This window comes from Hydrogenophaga sp. (assembly GCF_048549895.1).
Lineage (GTDB): Bacteria > Pseudomonadota > Gammaproteobacteria > Burkholderiales > Burkholderiaceae_C > Hydrogenophaga.
This window is the reverse complement of the sequence record NZ_JBLYYB010000079.1, coordinates 1-19,988: the sequence shown is the minus strand read 5'-3', so window position 1 is coordinate 19,988 and position 19,988 is coordinate 1. Positions and strand designations below refer to the sequence as shown.

Sequence of the window (19,988 nt, the reverse complement as noted above, 5' to 3'; positions counted from 1 at the left end):
GGAGGGTTGAACAAACGAGTCGCGTCAACGATACCGCAGGCGCTTGGCGGCCGGTACGATGGTCGACACACTCGCACAAACACAACCCGGAGACACCGATGAATCGCTATCCCGCTCCCGACATCAACGACCTGCCCGAGGACATCAAGGCCAAGGTGCTCGAAGTGCAGGCCAAGGCCGGCTTTGTACCCAACGTGTTCCTGGCGCTGGCCCGCCGCCCGGCCGAGTGGCGCGCCTTCTTCGCCTACCACGACGCGCTGATGCTCAAGGAAGACGGCTCGCTCACCAAAGGCGACCGCGAAATGATTGTCACCACCACCAGCGCGGCCAACCACTGCCTGTATTGCGTGGTGGCGCATGGCGCGATCCTGCGCATTCACGAGAAAAAACCGCTGGTGGCGGACCAGGTGGCGGTGAACCACCACAAGGCCGACATCACGCCGCGCCAGAAGGCCATGCTCGATTTCGCGATGAAGGTCTGCCTGAATTCACACGAGATCAACGACGACGACTTTGCACCGCTGCACGCCCACGGCTTCTCCGACGAAGACATCTGGGACATCGCCGCCATCACCGCGTTCTTCGGCTTGTCCAACCGCATGGCCAGCTTCAGCAACATGCAGCCGAACCCGGAGTTTTATCTGATGGGACGTGTGCCGAAGGCGCGTTGATTCAATCCGGGTGAACTTTTTGGCGGTCTTGCTCCTCGGACTGAAAACAACCCTGGAGAAAGTCCATGCAAAAGACCCTTCCTTCCATCCTTCTGGCCACCGGCCTGCTGCTCTCGGGCGCGGCATGGGCCGACAACGACATTGAAGGCACGATCGAGTCGATCAGCGCCGGCAACCAGTCGGTGGTGGTGCAAGGCATCCGTATTTTCGCCACCCCGTCCACCGACTACGACGATGGTCTGCGCGGTTTCCAGGACCTGAAGGTGGGACAGCGCGTGGAGATCGACTACGTGATGCGCGACGGCCAGCGCTACGCTCAAGAAGTCGAGCTGGACGACTGAGCCTGCAGCAGCGCCCTCAGCCGCTCGGGCATCGGCGCCGACTTCTGCTGTGGAAAGTTGACCCACACCGTGGTCGCACCGCCCGAGGCATACACCGTCTCGGGGTCGTCGCTGCGCGTCAAGGTGCACCAAGTCTCGAAGCTGCTGCGTCCCACGTCGCTGGCGAACATGGTGGCGATCACCTCGCCCGGAAACTCCAGTTGCTTGTGAAACGTGCAGAACGCGTTGACGATCACCGGCCCCTCACCTTGCGGGTCGGGCTGGCAACCGATGCTGCGCATCCACTCGATGCGGATCGTCTCCAGGTATCTGAAATAGGTGGTGTTGTTCACGTGCCCCATCGCGTCCATGTCGCCCCAGCGGATGGGAATGGTCATGCGGAACACTTCTTTTTTCTGCGCGGGCAGTTCAAACTTCATCGGTGGGCCTTGATGGACGCGAGGATGCCCAGGACGAAGAGCGCGCACGCCGCCCACTGCAGCGCAGCCGGCCAGGCGCCGTCCCAGGCGAAGCTGTAACCGAGACCAAACACGGTCTCGCTCACGATGAGCTGGCCGGCCAGGCTGGCGCTGAGCCGCCGGCTGGCCATGTTCCACAGCACCGAAGCGATCCACGCGGAGCCGATGCCGGTGACCGCGCAGACGACCACGAAGGTGCCGAAGCCGGGGCGCGCCATCAGCGTGTCCAGGTCGGAGCCGGCCACAGCCCAGATGACCAGTGCGCCCAGGCCGGCGGCCACGCCCAGCCAGTTGGCCCACACGGTGGAATTCACCTCGGGGTGACGGCCGAGCCAGCGCGCGTTCAGCAGGCCGAACGCGGTCCAGGCGGCCATGGCCAGCACCGCGTACAAGATGCCGAGCCACAGGTTCGTGCCACCACCCGCCTCGGCGCCGTGCGCGGTCACCCGCATCATCAACACCAGGCCAGCCACGGTGAGCAGCAAACCCGGCACCAGCGAACGCCAGCGCAGACCCTGCGGCTTGCCGATCAACATGATCCACAACGGAATGGTGCCGATGATGAGCACCGGCAGCGCCGCGCCGGCCGCCTGAATGGCCAGCACCAGCAACAGGTAGTAGCCGGTGTAGCCCAGCAGGCTGAGCCACAGCGCCGCGCCCGCTTGGGGCCAGGTGGGCAGGTGCGCGCCGCCACGCAAGCCGGCCCACAACAGCAGCAACACCGACAAGATGCCGCACGAGAGAAAGCGCCCGACCGTGAGGTCGATCGAACTGAAGCCCGGTGTCATCAAGGGCGCCACGAAGGCCGTGCCCCAGAACGCGCCAGCCCCCAGGCCCGCCAGGATGCCGGTGACCATGCCCGGCGGCCAGCCCGAGGGCTGGCCCATGACAGCAACGCTCAATTCAGGCTCCGAAACCGTCGTCGGCCGCAATGACTGCACCGTTGATGAAATGGCTCTCGTTCGAACACAGCATCACCAGCACCGCGTCGAGATCGGTCGGCACGCCCACGCGTTTGCGCGGCAGCATGCCGATCAGTTTCTGGCCCTGCTCGGTCTGCCAGTGGTGGTGGTTGATCTCGGTGTCGATGTAGCCCGGGCAGATCGCGTTCACATTGATGCCGAAGCGGCCCCACTCCACCGCCATGGCCTTGGTCATCTGCACCACCGCTGCCTTGCTCATGCAGTACACACCGATCTGCGGCAACACCTTCAGGCCCGCCATGGACGCGATGTTGACGATGCGCCCGCCCACATAGGTGCCCGGCGCCGCACCCTTGGCACGCGCCAGCATGCGCTTGCCCACCTCCTGCGCCACGAAAAATGCGCCCTTGGTGTTGGTGTCGAAGATGAAGTCGTAGTCTTCCTCGCTCACGTCCTGCAGGCGCTGCGTGGTGCTCACGCCCGAGTTGTTGACCAGGATGTCGATCGCGCCCACCTCGGTTTCGGCGTGGGCCACCGCGGCCTTGATGGAGGCCTGATCGGTCACGTCCATGGCCACCACGTGGGCGTCACCGCCCTCGGCTTCGATGTGCGCACGCAGTGCCATGAGTCGGTCGGTGCGGCGGCTGGCCAGCACCACCGCGGCACCGGCCTTGGCCAGGGTTTTGGCGAACTGTTCGCCCAGGCCACCCGATGCACCGGTGATCAAAGCCACGCGGCCCGACAAGTCCATGCTGTATGCCACGATGCAAGCCCTCTGTAGAAATTAGTACGACCGTTCGATTTTGTGCGGGTGCCGCATAAAATGCTGTCTGTCGAGTGACACGCAAGGCACACTCAGCGCCTTCTCAAAATCATTATCAGCGAGACCCCCCCGATGACCCACGATGAATTGCTGGCCCAGTTCGGCCCCCGAGAAGCCATGGAATACGACGTGGTCGTGGTCGGTGGCGGCCCCGCAGGCCTGGCCACCGCCATCCGCCTGAAACAGCTGGCCACCGAGAAGGGCAGCGAGATCAATGTGTGCGTGCTGGAAAAAGGCTCCGAGCCCGGCGCGCATATCTTGAGCGGCGCGGTGATGGACCCGATCGCCATCACCGAACTCTTCCCCGACTGGAAAGAGCGCGGCGCCCCGCTGCACCAGCCCGTGACCGGCGACGACTTGCTGGTGCTCACCGAGACCGGCTCCACCCGCACGCCCGACTGGCTGATGCCGCGCAACTTCCACAACGACGGTTGTTACGTGATCAGCCTGGGCGCGGTCACCAAGTGGCTGGGCGAGCAGGCCGAAGCCCTGGGCGTGGAAATCTTCCCCGGCTTCACCGCCGCCGAGGTGCTTTACAACGACGACGGCTCGGTCAAGGGCGTGGCCACCGGCCACCTCGGCCTGGGCAAGGACGGTGAACCCACCGCCCACTTCCAGCTCGGCATGGAGCTGCACGCCAAGTACACCGTGTTCGCCGAAGGCGCGCGTGGGCACCTGGGCAAACAACTGATCGCCAAGTACAAGCTGGCTGAGGGCAAGGACGCGCAGACCTTCGCCATCGGCATCAAGGAACTGTGGGAGATTCCGGCGGACCAGGCCAAGCCCGGTCTCGTGGTGCACACCGCCGGCTGGCCCATGGATGCCGACACCTTCGGCGGCGGTTTCCTCTACCACCTCGAAGGCAACAAGGTCACGCTGGGCCTGGTGGTCGGCCTGGACTACCAGAACCCCTGGATGTCGCCGTTCGAAGAAATGCAGCGCTGGAAGACCCACCCCAGCATCCAGGCCCACATCGCAGGTGGCAAACGCCTGGGCTACGGCGCGCGTGCACTCAACAACGGCACGCCGCAGGCCCTGCCCAAGCTGGTGTTCCCGGGCGGTGCCATGGTGGGTTGCAACGCCGGCTTTTTGAACGCCGCGCGCATCAAGGGCAGCCACGCCGCCATCAAGAGCGGCATGCTCTGCGCCGAGGCAGCGTTTGAGGCGGTGGCCGCCGGCCGCCAGAGCGACGAGCTCGCCGGCTTCACCGAGCGCTTCGAGAAGAGCTGGCTGCATGAAGAGCTCTGGACCTACCGCAACTTCAAGAACTGGTTCAAGAAGAGTCCGCTGCTGGGCAAGCTCATGACCGGTGTGGAGCACTGGTTCCTGCCCAAGGTGGGCGTGAAAACGCCGCCCTGGACGCTGCACAACACCACGCCCGACCACCTGAAGCTGCGCCCGGCCGCCGAGATGCCGAAGATCACGTACCCCAAGCCAGACAACAAGATCACCTTCGACCGGCTCTCCAGCGTATTCGTGAGCAACACCAACCACGAGGAGAACCAGCCGGCCCACCTCACGCTCAAGAACGACAGCGTGCCGGTGCAGATCAACCTGGCCAAGTACGCCGGCCCCGAGAGCCGCTATTGCCCGGCCGGTGTGTACGAGTACGTGAAGAACGACGACAACACCGATCGCTTGCAGATCAACGCGCAGAACTGTGTGCACTGCAAAACCTGCGACATCAAGGACCCGACGCAGAACATCGTGTGGGTCACGCCCGAGGGCGGTGGTGGCCCGAACTACGCGGGCATGTGAGCGAAGTCACAGCCTTCGGACATTCCTTCGACAGGCCGCCTCCGGGCGGCTTTTTCACGCCTGCGTTTCACCGCGTCGTCACATCGTCTGGCCACAGTGCGGGCTTCTGCCCTCACACCCCGCCACACCATGCTGAACAAGACCGACAAGGGCCGCGCCGAACTGCAGCCCGGCCAACGCACCCTGGGCCAGCGCGAACGCGCCGTGCTGCTGGTGGCCGACGGCCGCAAAGCCACGGCCTCGCTGCAGGCGCTCTTTGGCGGCCTGGGCGCCGGGATCGTGCGCGAATTGCTGGCCCAGGGTTACATCGTTGACGAAACACCACCCCCACCGGCCACGCCTCCAGCGCCCGAGCCCGCTGCCGCCAAGGGCTCGGTCGACGCGTTCTCGGGTCCACGTTCGCTCGCCAGCGCCCGCATGTTTTTGTTCGACCTCAGCGAGCGCATGTTCGCCCCGCGCGACAAGGTCCTGGCGCTGTACTTTCGCGACGCCCTGCGCGAGGCCCGCGATGCGTCCACCATGCTGGCGGTGAGCCGCGAGATGCTGGTGGCCATCGAACGCCTGGCCGGCGCCGGCCGGGCCGACGCCATCAGCGAGCGCCTGGCCAAACTGCTGCCCGAATCCACCCTGGAACGCGCCTGAGCCGCCTTTTGCGGATGCTCTCGGCTACACTCGTCGGGGTCAGGAGAGCGCCACCCTCGAGGTGGCCGCCGAAGGCGCAGGAGGTCACCCATGTGGCCCTGAACGCTCAGGCAAAAGGACTGGCAAACACGGGCCGCGAGGCTGGTGTACCCCCCTGGAGAGAGGTCGTCCCTTGAGGCGATCCACCGAAGGAGCAAACGCGGCATCGCCCGCGTGAATCTCTCAGGTAAAGCGGACAGTGGGGCAGCGCACGGATGAACCGTGTTCCGCCCCCTTGGGGCCTGCCCCTTTTGCCTGCGAGCCCTCCGTGTCCGACACCGATCTCCTCAAGACCCCCCTGCACGCCCTGCACACCGAACTCGGCGCCCGCATGGTGCCCTTTGCCGGCTACAGCATGCCGGTGCAGTACCCCGCCGGTCTGATGGCCGAACACCACCACACCCGCGCCGCTGCCGGCCTGTTCGACGTGTCGCACATGGGCCAGTTGCGGCTGATCGGCGCAGAGGCTGCCGCGGCCTTCGAGTCGTTGATGCCGGTGGACGTGATCGACCTGGCCGTGGGCAAACAGCGCTACGGCCTGCTGCTCAACGACGCGGGCGGCATCATCGACGACCTGATGTTCGTCAACCGCGGCGAGGACATCTTTGTGATCGTCAACGGCGCCTGCAAACACGGCGATCTGGCCCACATCGTTGAACGCATCGGCAAGCGCTGCACCGTCGAGCCGCAATTCGACCGTGGGCTGCTCGCACTCCAAGGCCCGCAGGCCGTGACAGCGCTTCAGCGCCTCGTGCCCGGCGTGGACACGCTGGTGTTCATGACCGGCGGTGCCTTCAACTGGCAAGCCGCCGACCTGTTCATCACCCGCAGCGGCTACACCGGCGAAGACGGTTTCGAGATTTCGGTGCCGGCCGACCGCGCCGAAGCTTTCGCCCGCGCCCTGCTGGCCGAGCCCGAAGTGAAGCCCGTGGGCCTGGGCGCGCGCAACTCGCTGCGCCTGGAAGCCGGCCTGTGCCTCTACGGCAACGACATCGACACCACCACCACGCCGGTGGAAGCCGCGCTCAACTGGGCGATGCAGAAAGTGCGCCGCACCGGCGGCGCGCGCGCGGGTGGTTTCCCGGGCTCGACCCGCGTGCTGGCCCAGCTCGACGGCACCGAACCGCTGACGCGCAAGCGCGTCGGTCTGATCGCCCTGGAACGCATTCCCGTGCGCGACCACACCGAACTGCAGACCCCCAGCGGCGAGACCATCGGCGAAGTCACCAGCGGCCTGCTCGGCCCCAGCGCCGACCAACCCGTGGCCATGGGCTATGTGAGCCCTGCGCACGCGGCCTTGGGCACGCGCCTGCACGCCATGGTGCGTGGCAAGCCGGTGCCGATGGACGTGAGCGCCATGCCTGTTGTGCCCAACCGCTATTTCCGCGGTTGAACCCCTTCACCCTTTCTTCCCTTCTTCCCTTCTTCCCTTCTTTTTTCAGGAGCCTTCCCATGACCACCAAGTACACCGAAGACCACGAATGGATCAACGTTGACGGCGGCATCGCCACCGTCGGCATCACCGTGCACGCGCAGGACGCGCTGGGGGACGTGGTGTTCGTCGACCTTCCCGAGGTCGGCAAAAGCTTTGCGCAGAAAGAGGTGGCTGGCGTGGTCGAGTCCGTCAAGGCCGCGGCCGACGTGTACATGCCCGTCAGCGGCGAAGTGACCGAAGTCAACGAAGCCCTGCGCGCCGACCCGTCGCTGGCCAACAGCGACCCGCTCAAGAGCGGCTGGTTCTTCAAGGTCAAGCTGTCCGACCCTGCACAGGTCGATGCTCTCCTTGACGAAACTGCCTACAACGCCTTCTCGGCCAACGCCTGAAATCACCGTTCGGGCTGAGCCTGTCGAAGCCCTCGCACATTGTTTCGTTCGCTGCCCTTCGACAGGCTCAGGGCGAACGGGAAACAGGTCACTCACCATGCTGATGCCGTCTGTCAAACCCCTGGATGAACTCGAGAACCCGTCCGAGTTCGTGGCCCGCCACATCGGCATCGGCGAAGCCGACGAAGCGCTGATGCTCTCGGTGATCGGCGAGGCCTCGCGCCGCGCGCTGATCGACGGCATCGTGCCGCGCAGCATTGCGCGCAGCCAGGGCATGCAGTTGCCGCCGGCCATCACCGAAGCGGCGGCACTGGCCGAGCTCAAGGCGATTGCCGAGCAGAACCAGCTGCTCAAGAGCTTCATCGGGCAGGGCTACCACGGCACCCACACGCCCGGCGTGATCCTGCGCAACGTGCTGGAGAACCCCGCCTGGTACACCGCCTACACGCCCTACCAGGCCGAGATCTCGCAAGGCCGCATGGAAGCGCTGATCAACTTCCAGACCATGGTGTGCGACCTCACCGGCATGGCCATTGCCAACGCCTCCATGCTCGACGAGGCCACCGCCGCTGCCGAGGCCATGACGCTGGCCAAGCGCTCGGTGAAATCCAAAGGCAACACCTTCGTGGTGGCCGGCGACTGCCACCCGCAGACCATCGAGGTGGTGCAGACGCGCGCCGCACCCTTGGGCATCCAGGTGCTGGTGGCGAACTCGGCCGCCGAGTGGAACGCGGCACTGGCCGGTGACGGCTACTTTGCCGTGCTCGCGCAGTACCCCAGCACCAGCGGTCGCATCGAAGACCTCGCCGCCGATGTGAAGACCGTGCAGGCCAAAGGCGCGGCCTTCATCGCCGCCGCCGACCTGCTCGCGCTCACCCTCATCACGCCCCCCGGCGAATGGGGCGCCGACATCGTGGTCGGCACCACGCAGCGCTTCGGCATGCCCATGGGCGCGGGCGGCCCCCACGCCGCCTTCATGGCCTGCCGCGACGAATTCAAGCGCTCGCTGCCCGGCCGCCTGGTCGGTGTGAGCGTGGACGCGCACGGCAACCCCACTTACCGCCTCGCATTGCAAACGCGCGAGCAGCACATCCGCCGCGAGAAGGCGACGTCCAACATCTGCACCGCGCAGGTGCTGCCGGCGGTGGTGGCGAGCATGTACGCCGTGTACCACGGGCCTGCGGGCTTGAAGCGCATCGCGCAGCGCGTGGCGGCTTACACGGCCGTGCTCGCACAAGGCCTGGAGCAACTGGGCTGGACGCCCACGAGCGAGACCGCCTTCGACACCCTCACTTTCAAGGCCGGTGACCGCGCCACCACGCTGCTGCAGCGCGCGGTGGACGCCGGCATGAACCTGCGCCTGAGTTGGGGCGAGTACGTGGGCATCACACTGGACGAGACCACCACGCGTGAAGACATTGAAAAGCTGTGGGGCGTGTTCGCATTGCAGGGCCAGAGCCTGCCCGGCTTTGCCGAATTCGAGAAAGGCATCGAACCGCGCATTCCCACCGAGCTGCGCCGCACCAGCGCCTACCTCACGCACCCGGTGTTCCACAGCCACCACTCCGAGACCGGCATGCTGCGCTACATCCGCGCACTAAGCGACAAGGACCTGGCGCTTGACCGCAGCATGATCCCGCTGGGCTCGTGCACCATGAAGCTCAACGCCACCAGCGAGATGATCCCCATCACCTGGCCGGGCTTTGCCAACGTGCACCCGTTCGCGCCAGCCGGCCAGTTGCTCGGCTACAAGAAGCTCGACGAACAGCTGCGCGCCTGGCTCTGCCAGGCCACGGGCTACGCCGGCATCAGCCTGCAGCCCAACGCCGGCTCGCAGGGCGAATACGCCGGTCTGCTGGTGATCCAGGCGTACCACGCCTCGCGCGGCGAATACCACCGCAACATCTGCCTGATCCCCAGCAGCGCTCACGGCACCAACCCGGCGAGTGCGCAGATGGTGGGCATGCAGGTGGTGGTGACCAAGTGCGACGAGAACGGCAACGTGGACATGGCCGACCTGCAAGCCAAGTGTGAGCAGCACAGCGCCAACCTCGCTGCGGTGATGATCACCTACCCCAGCACCCACGGCGTGTTCGAGACCACGGTCAAGGAACTCTGCGCGCTGGTTCACCGGCACGGCGGGCGTGTGTACGTGGACGGCGCCAACATGAATGCACTGGTCGGCGTGGCCGCGCCGGGCGAGTTCGGCGGCGACGTGAGCCACCTCAACCTGCACAAGACCTTCTGCATCCCGCACGGCGGCGGCGGCCCGGGCGTGGGCCCGGTGTGCGTGGTCGAAGACCTGGTGCCCTTCCTGCCGGGGCACGCCACGGGCGGTCTGCCGGTGAACGGCGTGGGCGCCATCTCGGCGGCGCCACTGGGCAACGCGGCGGTGCTGCCGATCAGTTGGATGTACATCCGCATGATGGGCGCCGACGGCTTGAAGCACGCGACCGAAGCCGCCATTCTTGCGGCCAACTACATCAGCAAACGCCTCGCACCCCACTACCCCACGCTCTACGCCAGCGCCAACGGGCACGTGGCGCACGAGTGCATCCTGGACCTGCGCCATTTCAAGGACACCAGCGGCGTGATGGCCGAGGACGTGGCCAAGCGCCTGATGGACTACGGTTTCCACGCGCCCACGCTGTCGTTCCCGGTGGCCAACACGCTGATGGTGGAGCCCACCGAGAGCGAAACGCTGGAAGAGCTGGACCGCTTCATCGACGCGATGATCGCGATCCGCGAAGAGATCCGCCTCGTGGAAACCGGTACCTGGCCGCAGGATGACAACCCGTTGAAGAACGCGCCACACACGGCCGCCAGTCTCATGACGGCCGATTGGTCACACCCCTATGCGCGCGATGTGGGTGCGGCCAGCACTTCGACCCGGGCGCACGCCAAGTACTGGCCGCCGGTGGGGCGGGTGGACAACGTGTATGGGGATCGCAATCTGTTCTGCAGTTGCGTTCCTCTGTCTGACTACTCGGCTTGATTTTTTGATTTCACGCCTGCTGGGTGGGTGAGGTCGGGTGGCGCGCACACGGTGGTGCTCCAGCTTGCCTCACAGGACGGTGGCGGTGCCCGAATGCGCAGGCCCCCATTCGCGGTTGCCACAGAGGCCGAGTACAAGCCAAGGCGTTGACAAGAGGGTGCTGGCGAACCCAGGCAGACACCCGCGAGCAGGGCCGGAGCAGGCGGGCGCCGCCACCGTCCTGGCGCGAGGTCTATGAGTGAAACCTCAGAGCACCAACCCCGCCACCCAGCAGGGAAGACCCCAAGCCTCACAATCGAGGCTTCCTCAAAGCGACACCATGACCACGCCATCCATGCGCGTGCTGAGCCTCATCCCCCCGATGACGCAGCTCAACACGCCCTACCCCTCCACCGCCTACATCACCGGCTTCCTGCGCTCGCGCGGGGTCGACGCGGTGCAGGCCGACCTGGCGCTGGCGTTGGTGCTCAAACTGTTTTCTCCGGCCGGGCTGGAGTCCGTGCGCAGCCACGCGCTGGCGCAAGCCGAGGCCAAGCGTTCGGCCAGCGTGCACGCCTTCCTGGACCAGTTCGCGCGTTACCGCGCCACCATCGGCCTGGTGATCGCGTTTCTGCAAGGCCGCGATTCGACCCTGGCGCACCGCATTGCCGCGCGCGAGCTGCTGCCCGAAGGCCCGCGCTTTGCCGCGCTGGAGGTGTACGTGGACGCCGCGCTCAGCGAAGAAGGCGGCGACCCGCTGGCCTGGGCCTTCGGCGCGCTGGGCGTGCAAGACAAGGCGCGCCACATCGCCACGCTCTACCTCAACGACCTGGCCGACGTGTTGCGCGACGCGGTCGACGAGCGTTTTGCCTTCGTGCGCTACGCCGAGTCGCTGGCCAGCAGCCAGCCCACCTTCGAGCCCATGGCCGCCGCGCTCGCCGCGCCCTTCACGCTGGTCGACGAAGTGCTGCACACACTCACGCTGGCCACGCTCTCGCAGCACAAGCCCGACCTGGTGCTGCTCTCGGTGCCCTTCCCTGGCGCGCTGTATGCCTCGCTGCGCATCGCACAGACCATCAAGGCGCAGAACCCGCACATCGCCATTGCGCTCGGTGGCGGCTTTGTGAACACCGAGCTGCGCGAACTGGCCGAGCCCCGGCTGTTCGACTTGGTGGATTTCGTGACGCTGGATTCGGGTGAGCGGCCGTTGTTGGCTTTGATGGAGTACCTGCAGCGCAAACGCTCCAAGCAGCGGCTGGTGCGCACCTTTGTGCGCGAAGAAGACACCGTGCGCTACATCAACTTCGTTGAACCCGAAGTGCCGTTCGAAGAGGTCGGCACCCCCACCTGGGACGGCCTGCCGCTGGACCGGTATCTCAGCCTGCTCGACATGCTCAACCCCATGCACCGGCTCTGGAGCGACGGGCGCTGGAACAAGCTCACCGTGGCGCACGGCTGCTACTGGAAGAAGTGCAGCTTCTGCGACGTGAGCCTGGACTACATCAGCCGCTACGAGACCGCCTCGGCCGCCACGCTGGCCGATCGCATCGAGACGATCGTGAATGAAACCGGCCAGACCGGCTTTCACTTCGTGGACGAAGCGGCACCGCCCAAGGCCTTGAAGGCCCTGGCCGATGAGTTGATCAGCCGCCAGTTGCCGATCTCATGGTGGGGCAACATCCGGTTCGAAAAAACCTTCACGCCCGAGCTCTGCCAGTTGCTCGCCGACAGCGGCTGCATCGCGATGAGCGGCGGGTTGGAGGTGGCCTCCGACCGCCTGCTCACGCTGATGAAAAAAGGCGTGACGGTGGAGCAGGTGGCGCGGGTGACCAAGGGCTTCTCGGACGCCGGCATCCTGGTGCACGCCTACCTCATGTACGGCTTTCCCACGCAGACCGTGCAGGACACGGTGGACGCGCTCGAGTACGTGCGCCAGCTGTTCGAAAACGGCTGCATCCAGAGCGGCTTCTTCCACCGCTTCTCGTGCACCGTGCACTCACCCGTGGGTCTGGACCCCGCCGCCTACGGCATCGAACTGATCCCGCTGCCGCCGGTCACGTTCGCCAAGAACGACATCGGCTTCATCGACCCCAGCGGCGTGGACCACGAAGCGCTGGGCGTGGGCCTGCGCAAGGCGATCTACAACTACATGCACGGCATCGGGCTCGATGAGGATGTGCGCGCGTGGTTCAGCCATGTGCCGGGCAAGGTGCCCAAGACCACAGTGGGCCGGAACCGCATCGCCAAAGCACTCACCCAGCCGGCGTGAGTGTCTTGCTCCCTCTCCCCCTGGGAGAGGGCGGGGGTGAGGGCCCGCGTGCCCATCAAGCCATTTCAGCAGCAATCTGCCGCAAAGCCTGCTCGAACACCGCCGCCGGCTGCCCACCCGAAATCAAATGCCGGTCGTTGACGATCACCGCGGGCACCGAGTGGATGCCGACGCTGGTGTAGAAGCCCTCGCGCTCGCGCACGGCTTGAGCAAACTCGTCGCTCGCCAGAATGGCTTGGGCGCGGGCCTCGTCCAGCCCCACCTCGCGCACGCAAGCCAGCAATACGGCGTGGTCGCCCATGGCCTCCGAACGTGTGTGGCAGGCCGCGAGCAGCGCCTTCTTCAAGGCGTGTTGTTGCCCCGGCGCGCCTTCATGCTCCGCCCAGTGCAGCAGGCGGTGCGCATCAAAGGTGTTCCAGATGCGGCCACGGCCCTCGGGGTTGAAGACAAAGCCCACCTCGGCGCCGCGCGCGCGGATGGTCTCGCGGATTTGCACCTGCTGCGCGGCGGTGGAGCCGTATTTCTGCGTCAGGTGTTCGCCGATGTCCTGGCCTTCGGCACCCATCTTGGGGTTGAGTTCAAACGGCTGAAAATGCAGCTCGGCCGACACCTCGCCCTGCAGCTTGCCCAGCGCTTCTTCGAGCGCACCCAGCCCGACGGCACACCAAGGGCAGGACACGTCGGACACAAAATCGATCTTGAGGGATGTGGTCATGAGCGCGATGGTAGGCCGCTCGCCTTGACCGCAAACGCCGCAGGGGCTTGCACGACAATGGCCCCACTTCACATCACCGCACATCCATGACCGACCGCTACGCCGTCCTCGGCAACCCCATTGGCCACAGCAAATCGCCCCTGATCCACAGCCTGTTCGCGCAAGCCACCGGCCAGGACATCGCCTACACCGCCATCGAAACCCCGCTGGACGGCTTCAACGAAACGGTGCTGGCCTTTCGCGCGGGCGGTGGCCGCGGGCTCAACGTCACCCTGCCGTTCAAGCTGCAGGCGTTTGACATCGCCACCGACCCCAGCGAGCGCGCCCGGCTGGCCGGCGCGGCCAACTGCCTCAAGTTCGAAGGCGACCGCATCCTGGCCGACAACTTCGACGGCGTGGGCCTGGTCAACGATCTGCAGCGCAACCTGGGCTGCCCGCTCGCCGGCAAACGGGTGCTGCTGCTGGGCGCAGGCGGCGCCACGCGCGGCGCGCTGCTGCCCATCTCGGCCCAAAGCCCGGCGCTCATCGCGGTGGCCAACCGCACCGCCGACAAGGCCCATGCGCTCCAGCGCGATTTCGCAGCCCATGCCCGGCTGCAATCGGGCGGTTATGCCGATCTGTTGGGCCACAGCTTCGATGTGGTGATCAACGCCACCTCGGCCGGCCTCACGCAGGAAACCCTGCCCCTGGAGGCTGGCGTCTTTGCACCGGGCGCCATGGCCTACGACATGGTCTACGGCAAGGGCCTCACGCCGTTTCTGCGGCAGGCCCGCGCCGCTGGCGTGAACACCGTGGCCGACGGCGTGGGCATGCTGGTGGAGCAGGCCGCCGAGGCCTTCGCCTGGTGGCGCGGCGTGCGGCCCGAGACCACGGCGGTGATTCAGCAGCTCACCGTGCCACTGGTCTGAACACCACGGCCGCGACTGCGCTGCACGACCACCAGCGCAAGCAAAGCCAGCACCAAAAGCGCCAGCGTGCCCGGCAACGGAATGCCGTAGATTTCAAGCGCGGCCTGGGCAAACAGACCGTGCACCAGCGCCGAGGGATGCAGCACGTCGGAGAACAGCGAATTGGCACAGTTGGCCCCCGCGCTGAAGAAGAACGCGCCGCACGGCAGGTTGGTGTTGGTCACACCAAAGTCCTTGGCGTTGGCCAGCACGTTGTTGGCGATGCCGGCCATGTCGAGCAGTTCGATGTTCAAGTCCGGAAAGAACGCCTCCAATCCAAACAACGTCGGCACCAGCGTGTTGAAACTGACAGACGCAGCGGTGGATGCGGCTTTCAAGCCGAGCAGGGCGGCCTCGGGGGTGTTGCCCAGGTCGGGCAGATTGGCAATCAGCACGTGGCGCGCGCCGCTGGCGGCCAGATACTGGATGGCGTTGGACAAGCCCACGATGGCGTCTGCCGCAGCGGAGTCACGGCCAAACGTGTCGCCAGCGGACGTCCCCCGGAATGCCGAGCGCGCATCGCGCATGTCGTTACCGCCACCGACCACGACGTAGAGAGCGTCAGGATCGGCAACGCCCACAGCAGGACCCCAGATGCCGGCCACTTGCGCCAACACCCCCGGTGGGGTGAGTGCGGTGCCGGTGCGCGCACCCGCATACGCATAGTTGTTGCCACCCATCAAATAGGGGCTGGCCTGGCCCGCCAGACCCAGGCCCCAGGCCAGGCCTTCGACCCACAGAGGTCCGTTCGAGAACCGACCTCCGTCGTAAGGCTGGGCAGTTCCCGGCGCAGCGCCGCCCGTGACCAGGCTCAGGTTGCCCGTGTCCGACAAGCTGTCTCCAAACACGTAGATGCCACTGAACGGCCCGGCCTGCGCCGTTACCGAGACCGCAACCATCGCGGGAAGCAGGAAAGCGCGCAGGGCTGCGCGGATGCACTTCAAAGTCATGGGATGTCTCCTGGTGTTGTTGTGGTGCGCCACACGGTCCGCACAGTGCGCGCAATCGAAGCATCCGCGTCCGACCGGACACCCGACACGGGGCAAACCCTCAGACCCGTGCAACACAGTCACCAGAACGACAGCGCGGCCCTGCGGCCTATACTTCCGACGCCCGACCCTGGGCAAGACCACCGCAACGCCATGAAGACCCTGCTCATCCTCAACGGCCCCAACCTCAACCTGCTCGGCACGCGCGAACCCGAGGTCTACGGCGCCACCACGCTGGCCAACGTGGAGGCCGAATGTGTGGCGCACGGCCAGCGCCTGGGTTTTGCGGTGGAGTGTTTCCAGAGCAACCACGAAGGTGCGCTGATCGACAAAATCCAGGACGCAGGCCGCCGTTTCAAGGCCGGTGAACTGGTGGGCGTGGTGTTCAACGCCGGTGCCTTCACCCACACCTCGGTGGCCTTGTTCGACGCCATCAACGGCGTCAAGCCGCTGCCGGTGATCGAGGTGCACATCTCCAACGTGCATGCGCGCGAAGCCTTCCGTCACCATTCCTACCTGTCGCCGGCCGCCGCCGGGATCGTCGTGGGTTTCGGCACCGACGGATACCGCCTGGCCATCGAAGGCCTGGCGCGCAAAGCGCAGACCGCCTGATCCAGCGACGAGTCCTTCCCGCGACAGCACGCGCACCATTGCGCCCGGCCCTCACCGCAACGCGCCGCACAATGGCTCGGTGAAAACCCGCCACTTCGCCCAGCTCGTGGGCCTGTCCGCGCTCTGGGGCGCGTCCTTCCTGTTCATCCGCATCGCCAGCCCCGTGATCGGGCCCATGGTGCTGGCGGGCTGCCGGGTGGCGCTGGCCGGTCTCACACTGGCCTTCATCATGCGCGGCCTGAAGCAACGCTGGCCCTGGGAACACTGGCGCGAGCTCTTGCTGCTGGGCGCCCTCTCGGTGGCGGCGCCCTTCCTGCTTTACGCCTGGGCCGCGCTGCGCCTGCCGGCCGGCTACAGCGCCCTGCTCAACACCACAGCAGTGCTGTTCGGCACGCTCGCATCCGCCTGGTTCAAGGAAGACACGCTCACCGCGCGCAAGCTGCTGGGCTGTCTGTGCGGCTTCATCGGTGTGAGCCTCATCGTGCGGCTGGGTCCGGTGCAACCCGACGCAGGCACCATCGCCGCGGCCCTGGCCTGTGTGCTGGCCGCCGCGTGTTACGGCTGCTCCACCCCGCTCATGAAACGCGCCACCACCCGCATGCAGCCGCTGGCCATTGCCGCCGGCATCCACCTCGCGGCCATGGTGCTGGTGTTCCCCGGCGCACTCTGGGCCTGGCCCGAGGCGCGGTTCACGCCAGCCGCACTCGGTGCCCTGTTCGTCATGGGCGTGGTCACTTCGGGTCTGGCCTACTGGGCACACCTTCGCATCATTCGCCATGTGACGCCGGTGGCGGCCATGAGCCCGGCCTTTCTCATCCCGGTGTTCGGCGTGACCTGGGGGCACCTGTTCCTGGGCGAGGCCTTGTCGCCCGGCATCTTTGCCGGCGGCGCGCTGGTGTTGCTGGCCACCGCGCTGGTGACCGGTTTCAACCCGCTCAGGCGCTGGTTCGCTGCAACGCCCACGCCTTGACGGCGCACATAAAGGCCAAGGCCGCACAGGCCGACGAGAGCCAGAACACGCTGGCCAGCCCGAAGGCCGAGCTGAGCAATCCCCCGGCCACACCACCCACCACACCCGGCAGACCGTAACCCACCACGGTGTACAGCGCCTGCCCGCGCCCACGCAGTCGACCGGGGAAATGGTGCGACAGCATGGCGATGCACACCGTGTGGTGCGCAGCGAAGGTGATGGCGTGCAGGGCCTGGGCCAGCAGCAGCACCGGCCACACCAGCGGAAAACCGGCGGTCAGGCCCATGCGCACGGCCATGAGCGCGGCGGCCAGCACCAGCCAGGCCGAGAGCGAGAGGCGCGGCAGCCAGCGACCCTGGGTGAAGAACCAGCCGATCTCGATCACCACCGACAGCGCCCACAAGAGCCCGATCACCGTCTTGCTGTAGCCCAGCGAGTCGAGGTAGAGCGAGAAGAAGACGTAGATGAAGATGTGCGCGAGCACGTGGAAAAACACGGCCGCAAAAAACCAGCGCACCGGCGGCTGGCGCAGCACCGGCCACACGCTGGGCTGCACTTCGTCGGCGTGGGCGGGTTCGCGAAAGTCGGGCAGCAGCCACACGCTCACCGTCACAGCCGCGAGCGTGGCCAGCGTCCACGCCGGAAAGTGCGCGAGGCCAAAACGCTCGAACCAGAAACCCGCGGCAACCACCGTCACGAGAAACCCGAGCGAGCCCCACAGGCGGATGCGGCCATATCGCTTCGCATCAAACGCGCCGCCGTGGCTCACCAGGTGGGCCAGCGCGGCTTCGCTCATGGGCATCATGCCGCTGGTGTGGGTGAACATGAGCAGCAGCACCACGAAGAGGCCCACCCCGCCCAGGTTGAACCACAGACCCAGCGACAGCAGCAGGGCCACGGTGGCGCCATAGCGCAGCAGCCGCACGCGCTCGCCGGTACGGTCGCTCAGCGACCCCCAGAGGTAAGGCGCAAACAGGCGCGAGGCCGACTGCACCGAGGTCAGCACGCTGATGGCCAGCAGGCTGAACCCGAGCTCCTTGAGCCAGAGCGGGAGGTAGGGGTTGAAGAAGCCGATGTGCGCGAAGTAACTCGCGCTGAGCATGGCAAACGGGAACAGTTTTTTTTGCTGGCTCACAAAAGCTTCCGTTCGCGTTGAGCTTGCCCTTCGACAGGCTCAGGACGATCGGAAAAACATCCGTTCGCGTTGAGCTTGTCGAAACGCACTGGCAATGTTGGCGAGGGCTTCGACAGGCTCAGCCCGAACGGGTGGCGGCTCAGCTGCGAGCCTTGGCCGCGATGTCGGGTGTGGGCAGTTGCACGTCGCCGCACTGCGCGCGGTGGCGCAGCGCGTGGTCCATCACCACCAGCGCCAGCAGCGCTTCGGCAATCGGCGTGGCGCGGATGCCCACGCAGGGGTCGTGGCGGCCCTTGGTGATGATCTCGGTGCTCTCACCCGCCACGTCAATCGTCTCGCGCGGGATCAGGATCGAGCTGGTCGGCTTGATCGCGATCGACACCTCCAGGTCTTGCCCGGTGCTGATGCCACCCAGCACACCGCCGGCCTTGTTGGCCGCAAAGCCTTCGGGCGTGAGGCTGTCGCCGTGCGTGCTGCCCTTGTCGGCCACGCTGGCAAACCCGGCGCCGATCTCCACGCCCTTGACGGCGTTGAGGCCGAGCATGGCGTAGGCGATGTCGGCATCCAACCGGTCGTACAGCGGCTGGCCCAGGCCCACGGGCATGCCTTGCGCGGTCACGCGGATGCGCGCGCCGCACGAGTCGCCGCTCTTGCGCAACGCGTTCATGTAGTCCTCGATCGCGGACACGTCGGCCACGGGCGCGAAAAACGGGTTGTGGGGCACATGGTCCCAGCTCTCGAACGGAATGACCACATCGCCGACCTGCGTCATGCAGCCCATGAAGGTGGTACCGAATTTTTCTTTGAGCCACTTGCGCGCCACGGCACCGGCGGCCACGGTGGGCGCGGTCAGGCGGGCCGAGCTGCGGCCGCCACCGCGCGGGTCGCGGATGCCGTATTTCTGCCAGTAGGTGTAGTCGGCGTGGCCAGGGCGGAAGGTCTGGGCGATGTTGCCGTAGTCCTTGCTGCGCTGGTCGGTGTTGCGGATCAGCAGGGCAATGGGGGTACCGGTGGTCTTGCCCTCGTACACGCCGCTGAGGATCTCCACCGCGTCGGGCTCGTTGCGCTGGGTGACGAATTTGCTGGTGCCGGGACGGCGGCGGTCCAGCTCGACCTGGATGTCGGCCTCGCTGAGTTCCATGCCCGGCGGACAGCCGTCGATCACGCAGCCAATGGCCGGGCCGTGGGATTCACCAAAGTTGGTGACGCAAAACAGGGTGCCGAAGGTGTTGCCGCTCATGCGCTGGATTATCCCTGAGGCACGCTGGTGCACCGGTGGGCCAGTCTGGTGCGCGATCTATCCGCAATCAGCTCCCCGGACAACGGGAACATTTCGTGCTTCGCGCTGCAGTGCAGCAAATCGTTGCTGTGCAGCCCCAGAAAGGAGCACACCATGCTCGACCGCACCAGCACCCTGTTCTCGCACGTCAAAGGCACCGACAACCCTTGGGTCAGCGGCGGTCTGCGGGATTTTTTCCTCTACCGCGACCTGGGCATTGCCGCCGCCACCCACGGCCAGGTGATTGCGCACCTGGTCAAGGCCAACCTGCCGCCCGAGGAGGGCACGGGCTGGCACCGGCACGAAGCCGACTTCCAGATCGTGATCATGATCAAGGGCTGGGCCAAGTTCATGTACGAGGACCAGGTGACGTTGGTGGAGGCCGGGGACTGTGTGCACCAACGACCGGGGATTCGCCATTACTTGTTCGACTATTCGCCGGACATGGAGTACCTGGAGATTGTTTCTCCGGCGGACTTCAAGACCATTGATGTTGAGCCGGTTTGTGAGATTCCCAAACCCGCGCCTTGGGCTTAGGGTTCGGGTTCGGGGATTGCTGGCCTGCTGGGTTGGTGGGCCCGGGAGGATGGGTACGCGGCTCCGCGAATGTCCCCCGGGG

At 66.1% G+C, this 19,988-nt stretch carries 19 protein-coding genes and 2 riboswitches; of the genes, 12 read left to right on the top strand and 7 right to left on the bottom strand.

Annotated features, from left to right (window positions below; all coding sequences use genetic code 11):
- Positions 1-98 precede the first annotated feature (98 nt).
- The gene (locus tag ACN4F8_RS08850) at positions 99-671 is read left to right on the top strand and encodes a peroxidase-related enzyme (RefSeq protein ID WP_419473238.1); all 573 of its coding nucleotides are present in this window, start codon (positions 99-101) and stop codon (positions 669-671) included.
- 65 nt (positions 672-736) lie between these two features.
- Positions 737-1,012, top strand: coding sequence for a DUF5666 domain-containing protein (locus ACN4F8_RS08845; protein WP_419473237.1), 276 nt, complete (start codon positions 737-739; stop codon positions 1,010-1,012).
- Here the strand turns inward: ACN4F8_RS08845 and ACN4F8_RS08840 are convergent.
- The 3 genes from ACN4F8_RS08840 to ACN4F8_RS08830 are packed head-to-tail and all read right to left on the bottom strand — an operon-like array spanning position 988 to position 3,156.
- Entirely contained in the window at positions 988-1,431 is a 444-nt protein-coding gene (locus ACN4F8_RS08840; RefSeq protein ID WP_419473236.1) for an acyl-CoA thioesterase, read from the bottom strand. The genes ACN4F8_RS08845 and ACN4F8_RS08840 overlap by 25 nt on opposite strands.
- On the bottom strand, positions 1,428-2,327 hold the full coding sequence (locus tag ACN4F8_RS08835; RefSeq protein WP_419473259.1) for a DMT family transporter: 900 nt from the start codon (positions 2,325-2,327) through the stop codon (positions 1,428-1,430). The genes ACN4F8_RS08840 and ACN4F8_RS08835 overlap by 4 nt, the downstream gene beginning before the upstream one ends.
- Before the next feature lie 46 nt (positions 2,328-2,373).
- Positions 2,374-3,156, bottom strand: coding sequence for an SDR family oxidoreductase (locus ACN4F8_RS08830; RefSeq protein WP_419473235.1), 783 nt, complete (start codon positions 3,154-3,156; stop codon positions 2,374-2,376).
- Between the two features lie 132 nt (positions 3,157-3,288).
- Between ACN4F8_RS08830 and ACN4F8_RS08825 the strand changes: the two genes are divergently transcribed.
- From ACN4F8_RS08825 to ACN4F8_RS08800, 6 genes are all read left to right on the top strand, one after another.
- The gene (locus ACN4F8_RS08825; RefSeq protein ID WP_419473234.1) at positions 3,289-4,974 is read left to right on the top strand and encodes an electron transfer flavoprotein-ubiquinone oxidoreductase; all 1,686 of its coding nucleotides are present in this window, start codon (positions 3,289-3,291) and stop codon (positions 4,972-4,974) included.
- 129 nt (positions 4,975-5,103) lie between these two features.
- Positions 5,104-5,616, top strand: a complete 513-nt coding sequence (locus ACN4F8_RS08820; RefSeq protein ID WP_419473233.1) for a hypothetical protein — start codon at positions 5,104-5,106, stop codon at positions 5,614-5,616.
- Between the two features lie 30 nt (positions 5,617-5,646).
- A riboswitch (glycine riboswitch) is annotated at positions 5,647-5,748 on the top strand.
- 12 nt (positions 5,749-5,760) lie between these two features.
- Positions 5,761-5,865, top strand: a riboswitch (glycine riboswitch).
- A gap of 58 nt (positions 5,866-5,923) precedes the next feature.
- A complete protein-coding gene (gene gcvT, locus ACN4F8_RS08815; RefSeq protein WP_419473232.1) occupies positions 5,924-7,048 on the top strand; it encodes a glycine cleavage system aminomethyltransferase GcvT in 1,125 nt (374 codons plus the stop codon).
- A gap of 59 nt (positions 7,049-7,107) precedes the next feature.
- On the top strand, positions 7,108-7,479 hold the full coding sequence (gcvH, locus tag ACN4F8_RS08810; protein WP_419473231.1) for a glycine cleavage system protein GcvH: 372 nt from the start codon (positions 7,108-7,110) through the stop codon (positions 7,477-7,479).
- Between the two features lie 97 nt (positions 7,480-7,576).
- A complete protein-coding gene (gene gcvP / locus ACN4F8_RS08805; protein WP_419473230.1) occupies positions 7,577-10,474 on the top strand; it encodes an aminomethyl-transferring glycine dehydrogenase in 2,898 nt (965 codons plus the stop codon).
- A gap of 319 nt (positions 10,475-10,793) precedes the next feature.
- Positions 10,794-12,722, top strand: a complete 1,929-nt coding sequence (locus ACN4F8_RS08800) for a B12-binding domain-containing radical SAM protein (RefSeq protein WP_419473229.1) — start codon at positions 10,794-10,796, stop codon at positions 12,720-12,722.
- A gap of 55 nt (positions 12,723-12,777) precedes the next feature.
- Here ACN4F8_RS08800 and ACN4F8_RS08795 read toward each other — a convergent pair whose 3' ends face one another.
- Positions 12,778-13,437 carry a DsbA family oxidoreductase gene (locus ACN4F8_RS08795; RefSeq protein WP_419473228.1) on the bottom strand — a complete coding sequence of 220 codons (660 nt, stop codon included), beginning with the start codon at positions 13,435-13,437 and terminating at the stop codon, positions 12,778-12,780.
- Positions 13,438-13,523: 86 nt separating this feature from the next.
- Here ACN4F8_RS08795 and aroE point away from each other — a divergent pair, with 86 nt between their 5' ends.
- The gene (gene aroE / locus ACN4F8_RS08790) at positions 13,524-14,345 is read left to right on the top strand and encodes a shikimate dehydrogenase (protein ID WP_419473227.1); all 822 of its coding nucleotides are present in this window, start codon (positions 13,524-13,526) and stop codon (positions 14,343-14,345) included.
- On the opposite strand, the gene ACN4F8_RS08785 is transcribed toward aroE, so the two are convergent.
- Positions 14,318-15,334 (bottom strand): SGNH/GDSL hydrolase family protein, encoded by a 1,017-nt coding sequence (locus ACN4F8_RS08785; protein WP_419473226.1) that lies wholly within the window; start codon positions 15,332-15,334, stop codon positions 14,318-14,320. The genes aroE and ACN4F8_RS08785 overlap by 28 nt on opposite strands.
- 192 nt (positions 15,335-15,526) lie before the next feature.
- On the opposite strand from ACN4F8_RS08785, the gene aroQ reads away from it, so the two are divergent.
- Together aroQ and ACN4F8_RS08775 are read left to right on the top strand one after the other, a co-directional pair.
- Entirely contained in the window at positions 15,527-15,985 is a 459-nt protein-coding gene (gene aroQ, locus ACN4F8_RS08780; RefSeq protein WP_419473225.1) for a type II 3-dehydroquinate dehydratase, read from the top strand.
- 79 nt (positions 15,986-16,064) lie between these two features.
- Positions 16,065-16,955 carry a DMT family transporter gene (locus tag ACN4F8_RS08775; RefSeq protein WP_419473224.1) on the top strand — a complete coding sequence of 297 codons (891 nt, stop codon included), beginning with the start codon at positions 16,065-16,067 and terminating at the stop codon, positions 16,953-16,955.
- On the opposite strand, the gene ACN4F8_RS08770 is transcribed toward ACN4F8_RS08775, so the two are convergent.
- Together ACN4F8_RS08770 and aroC are read right to left on the bottom strand one after the other, a co-directional pair.
- Positions 16,921-18,057 (bottom strand): MFS transporter, encoded by a 1,137-nt coding sequence (locus tag ACN4F8_RS08770; protein ID WP_419473258.1) that lies wholly within the window; start codon positions 18,055-18,057, stop codon positions 16,921-16,923. The two genes, ACN4F8_RS08775 and ACN4F8_RS08770, sit on opposite strands and share 35 nt — an antisense overlap.
- A 172-nt stretch (positions 18,058-18,229) precedes the next feature.
- Complete coding sequence (aroC, locus tag ACN4F8_RS08765) at positions 18,230-19,330, bottom strand: chorismate synthase (RefSeq protein WP_419473223.1); 1,101 nt, start codon at positions 19,328-19,330, stop codon at positions 18,230-18,232.
- 153 nt (positions 19,331-19,483) lie between these two features.
- Here aroC and ACN4F8_RS08760 point away from each other — a divergent pair, with 153 nt between their 5' ends.
- Positions 19,484-19,906 carry a cupin domain-containing protein gene (locus ACN4F8_RS08760; RefSeq protein ID WP_419473222.1) on the top strand — a complete coding sequence of 141 codons (423 nt, stop codon included), beginning with the start codon at positions 19,484-19,486 and terminating at the stop codon, positions 19,904-19,906.
- Positions 19,907-19,988: the final 82 nt, after the last annotated feature.

Excerpts from the sequence above, each read along its gene's own strand:
- ACN4F8_RS08850 (WP_419473238.1), top strand. The coding sequence starts at position 99 with ATGAATCGCTATCCCGCTCCCGACATCAACGACCTGCCCGAGGACATC.
- ACN4F8_RS08845 (WP_419473237.1), top strand. The coding sequence starts at position 737 with ATGCAAAAGACCCTTCCTTCCATCCTTCTGGCCACCGGCCTGCTGCTC.
- ACN4F8_RS08840 (WP_419473236.1), bottom strand. The coding sequence starts at position 1,431 with ATGAAGTTTGAACTGCCCGCGCAGAAAAAAGAAGTGTTCCGCATGACC.
- ACN4F8_RS08835 (WP_419473259.1), bottom strand. The coding sequence starts at position 2,327 with ATGGTCACCGGCATCCTGGCGGGCCTGGGGGCTGGCGCGTTCTGGGGC.
- ACN4F8_RS08825 (WP_419473234.1), top strand. The coding sequence starts at position 3,289 with ATGACCCACGATGAATTGCTGGCCCAGTTCGGCCCCCGAGAAGCCATG.
- ACN4F8_RS08820 (WP_419473233.1), top strand. The coding sequence starts at position 5,104 with ATGCTGAACAAGACCGACAAGGGCCGCGCCGAACTGCAGCCCGGCCAA.
- gcvH (WP_419473231.1), top strand. The coding sequence starts at position 7,108 with ATGACCACCAAGTACACCGAAGACCACGAATGGATCAACGTTGACGGC.
- gcvP (WP_419473230.1), top strand. The coding sequence starts at position 7,577 with ATGCTGATGCCGTCTGTCAAACCCCTGGATGAACTCGAGAACCCGTCC.
- ACN4F8_RS08800 (WP_419473229.1), top strand. The coding sequence starts at position 10,794 with ATGACCACGCCATCCATGCGCGTGCTGAGCCTCATCCCCCCGATGACG.
- ACN4F8_RS08795 (WP_419473228.1), bottom strand. The coding sequence starts at position 13,437 with ATGACCACATCCCTCAAGATCGATTTTGTGTCCGACGTGTCCTGCCCT.
- aroE (WP_419473227.1), top strand. The coding sequence starts at position 13,524 with ATGACCGACCGCTACGCCGTCCTCGGCAACCCCATTGGCCACAGCAAA.
- ACN4F8_RS08785 (WP_419473226.1), bottom strand. The coding sequence starts at position 15,334 with ATGACTTTGAAGTGCATCCGCGCAGCCCTGCGCGCTTTCCTGCTTCCC.
- aroQ (WP_419473225.1), top strand. The coding sequence starts at position 15,527 with ATGAAGACCCTGCTCATCCTCAACGGCCCCAACCTCAACCTGCTCGGC.
- ACN4F8_RS08770 (WP_419473258.1), bottom strand. The coding sequence starts at position 18,057 with ATGCTCAGCGCGAGTTACTTCGCGCACATCGGCTTCTTCAACCCCTAC.
- aroC (WP_419473223.1), bottom strand. The coding sequence starts at position 19,330 with ATGAGCGGCAACACCTTCGGCACCCTGTTTTGCGTCACCAACTTTGGT.
- ACN4F8_RS08760 (WP_419473222.1), top strand. The coding sequence starts at position 19,484 with ATGCTCGACCGCACCAGCACCCTGTTCTCGCACGTCAAAGGCACCGAC.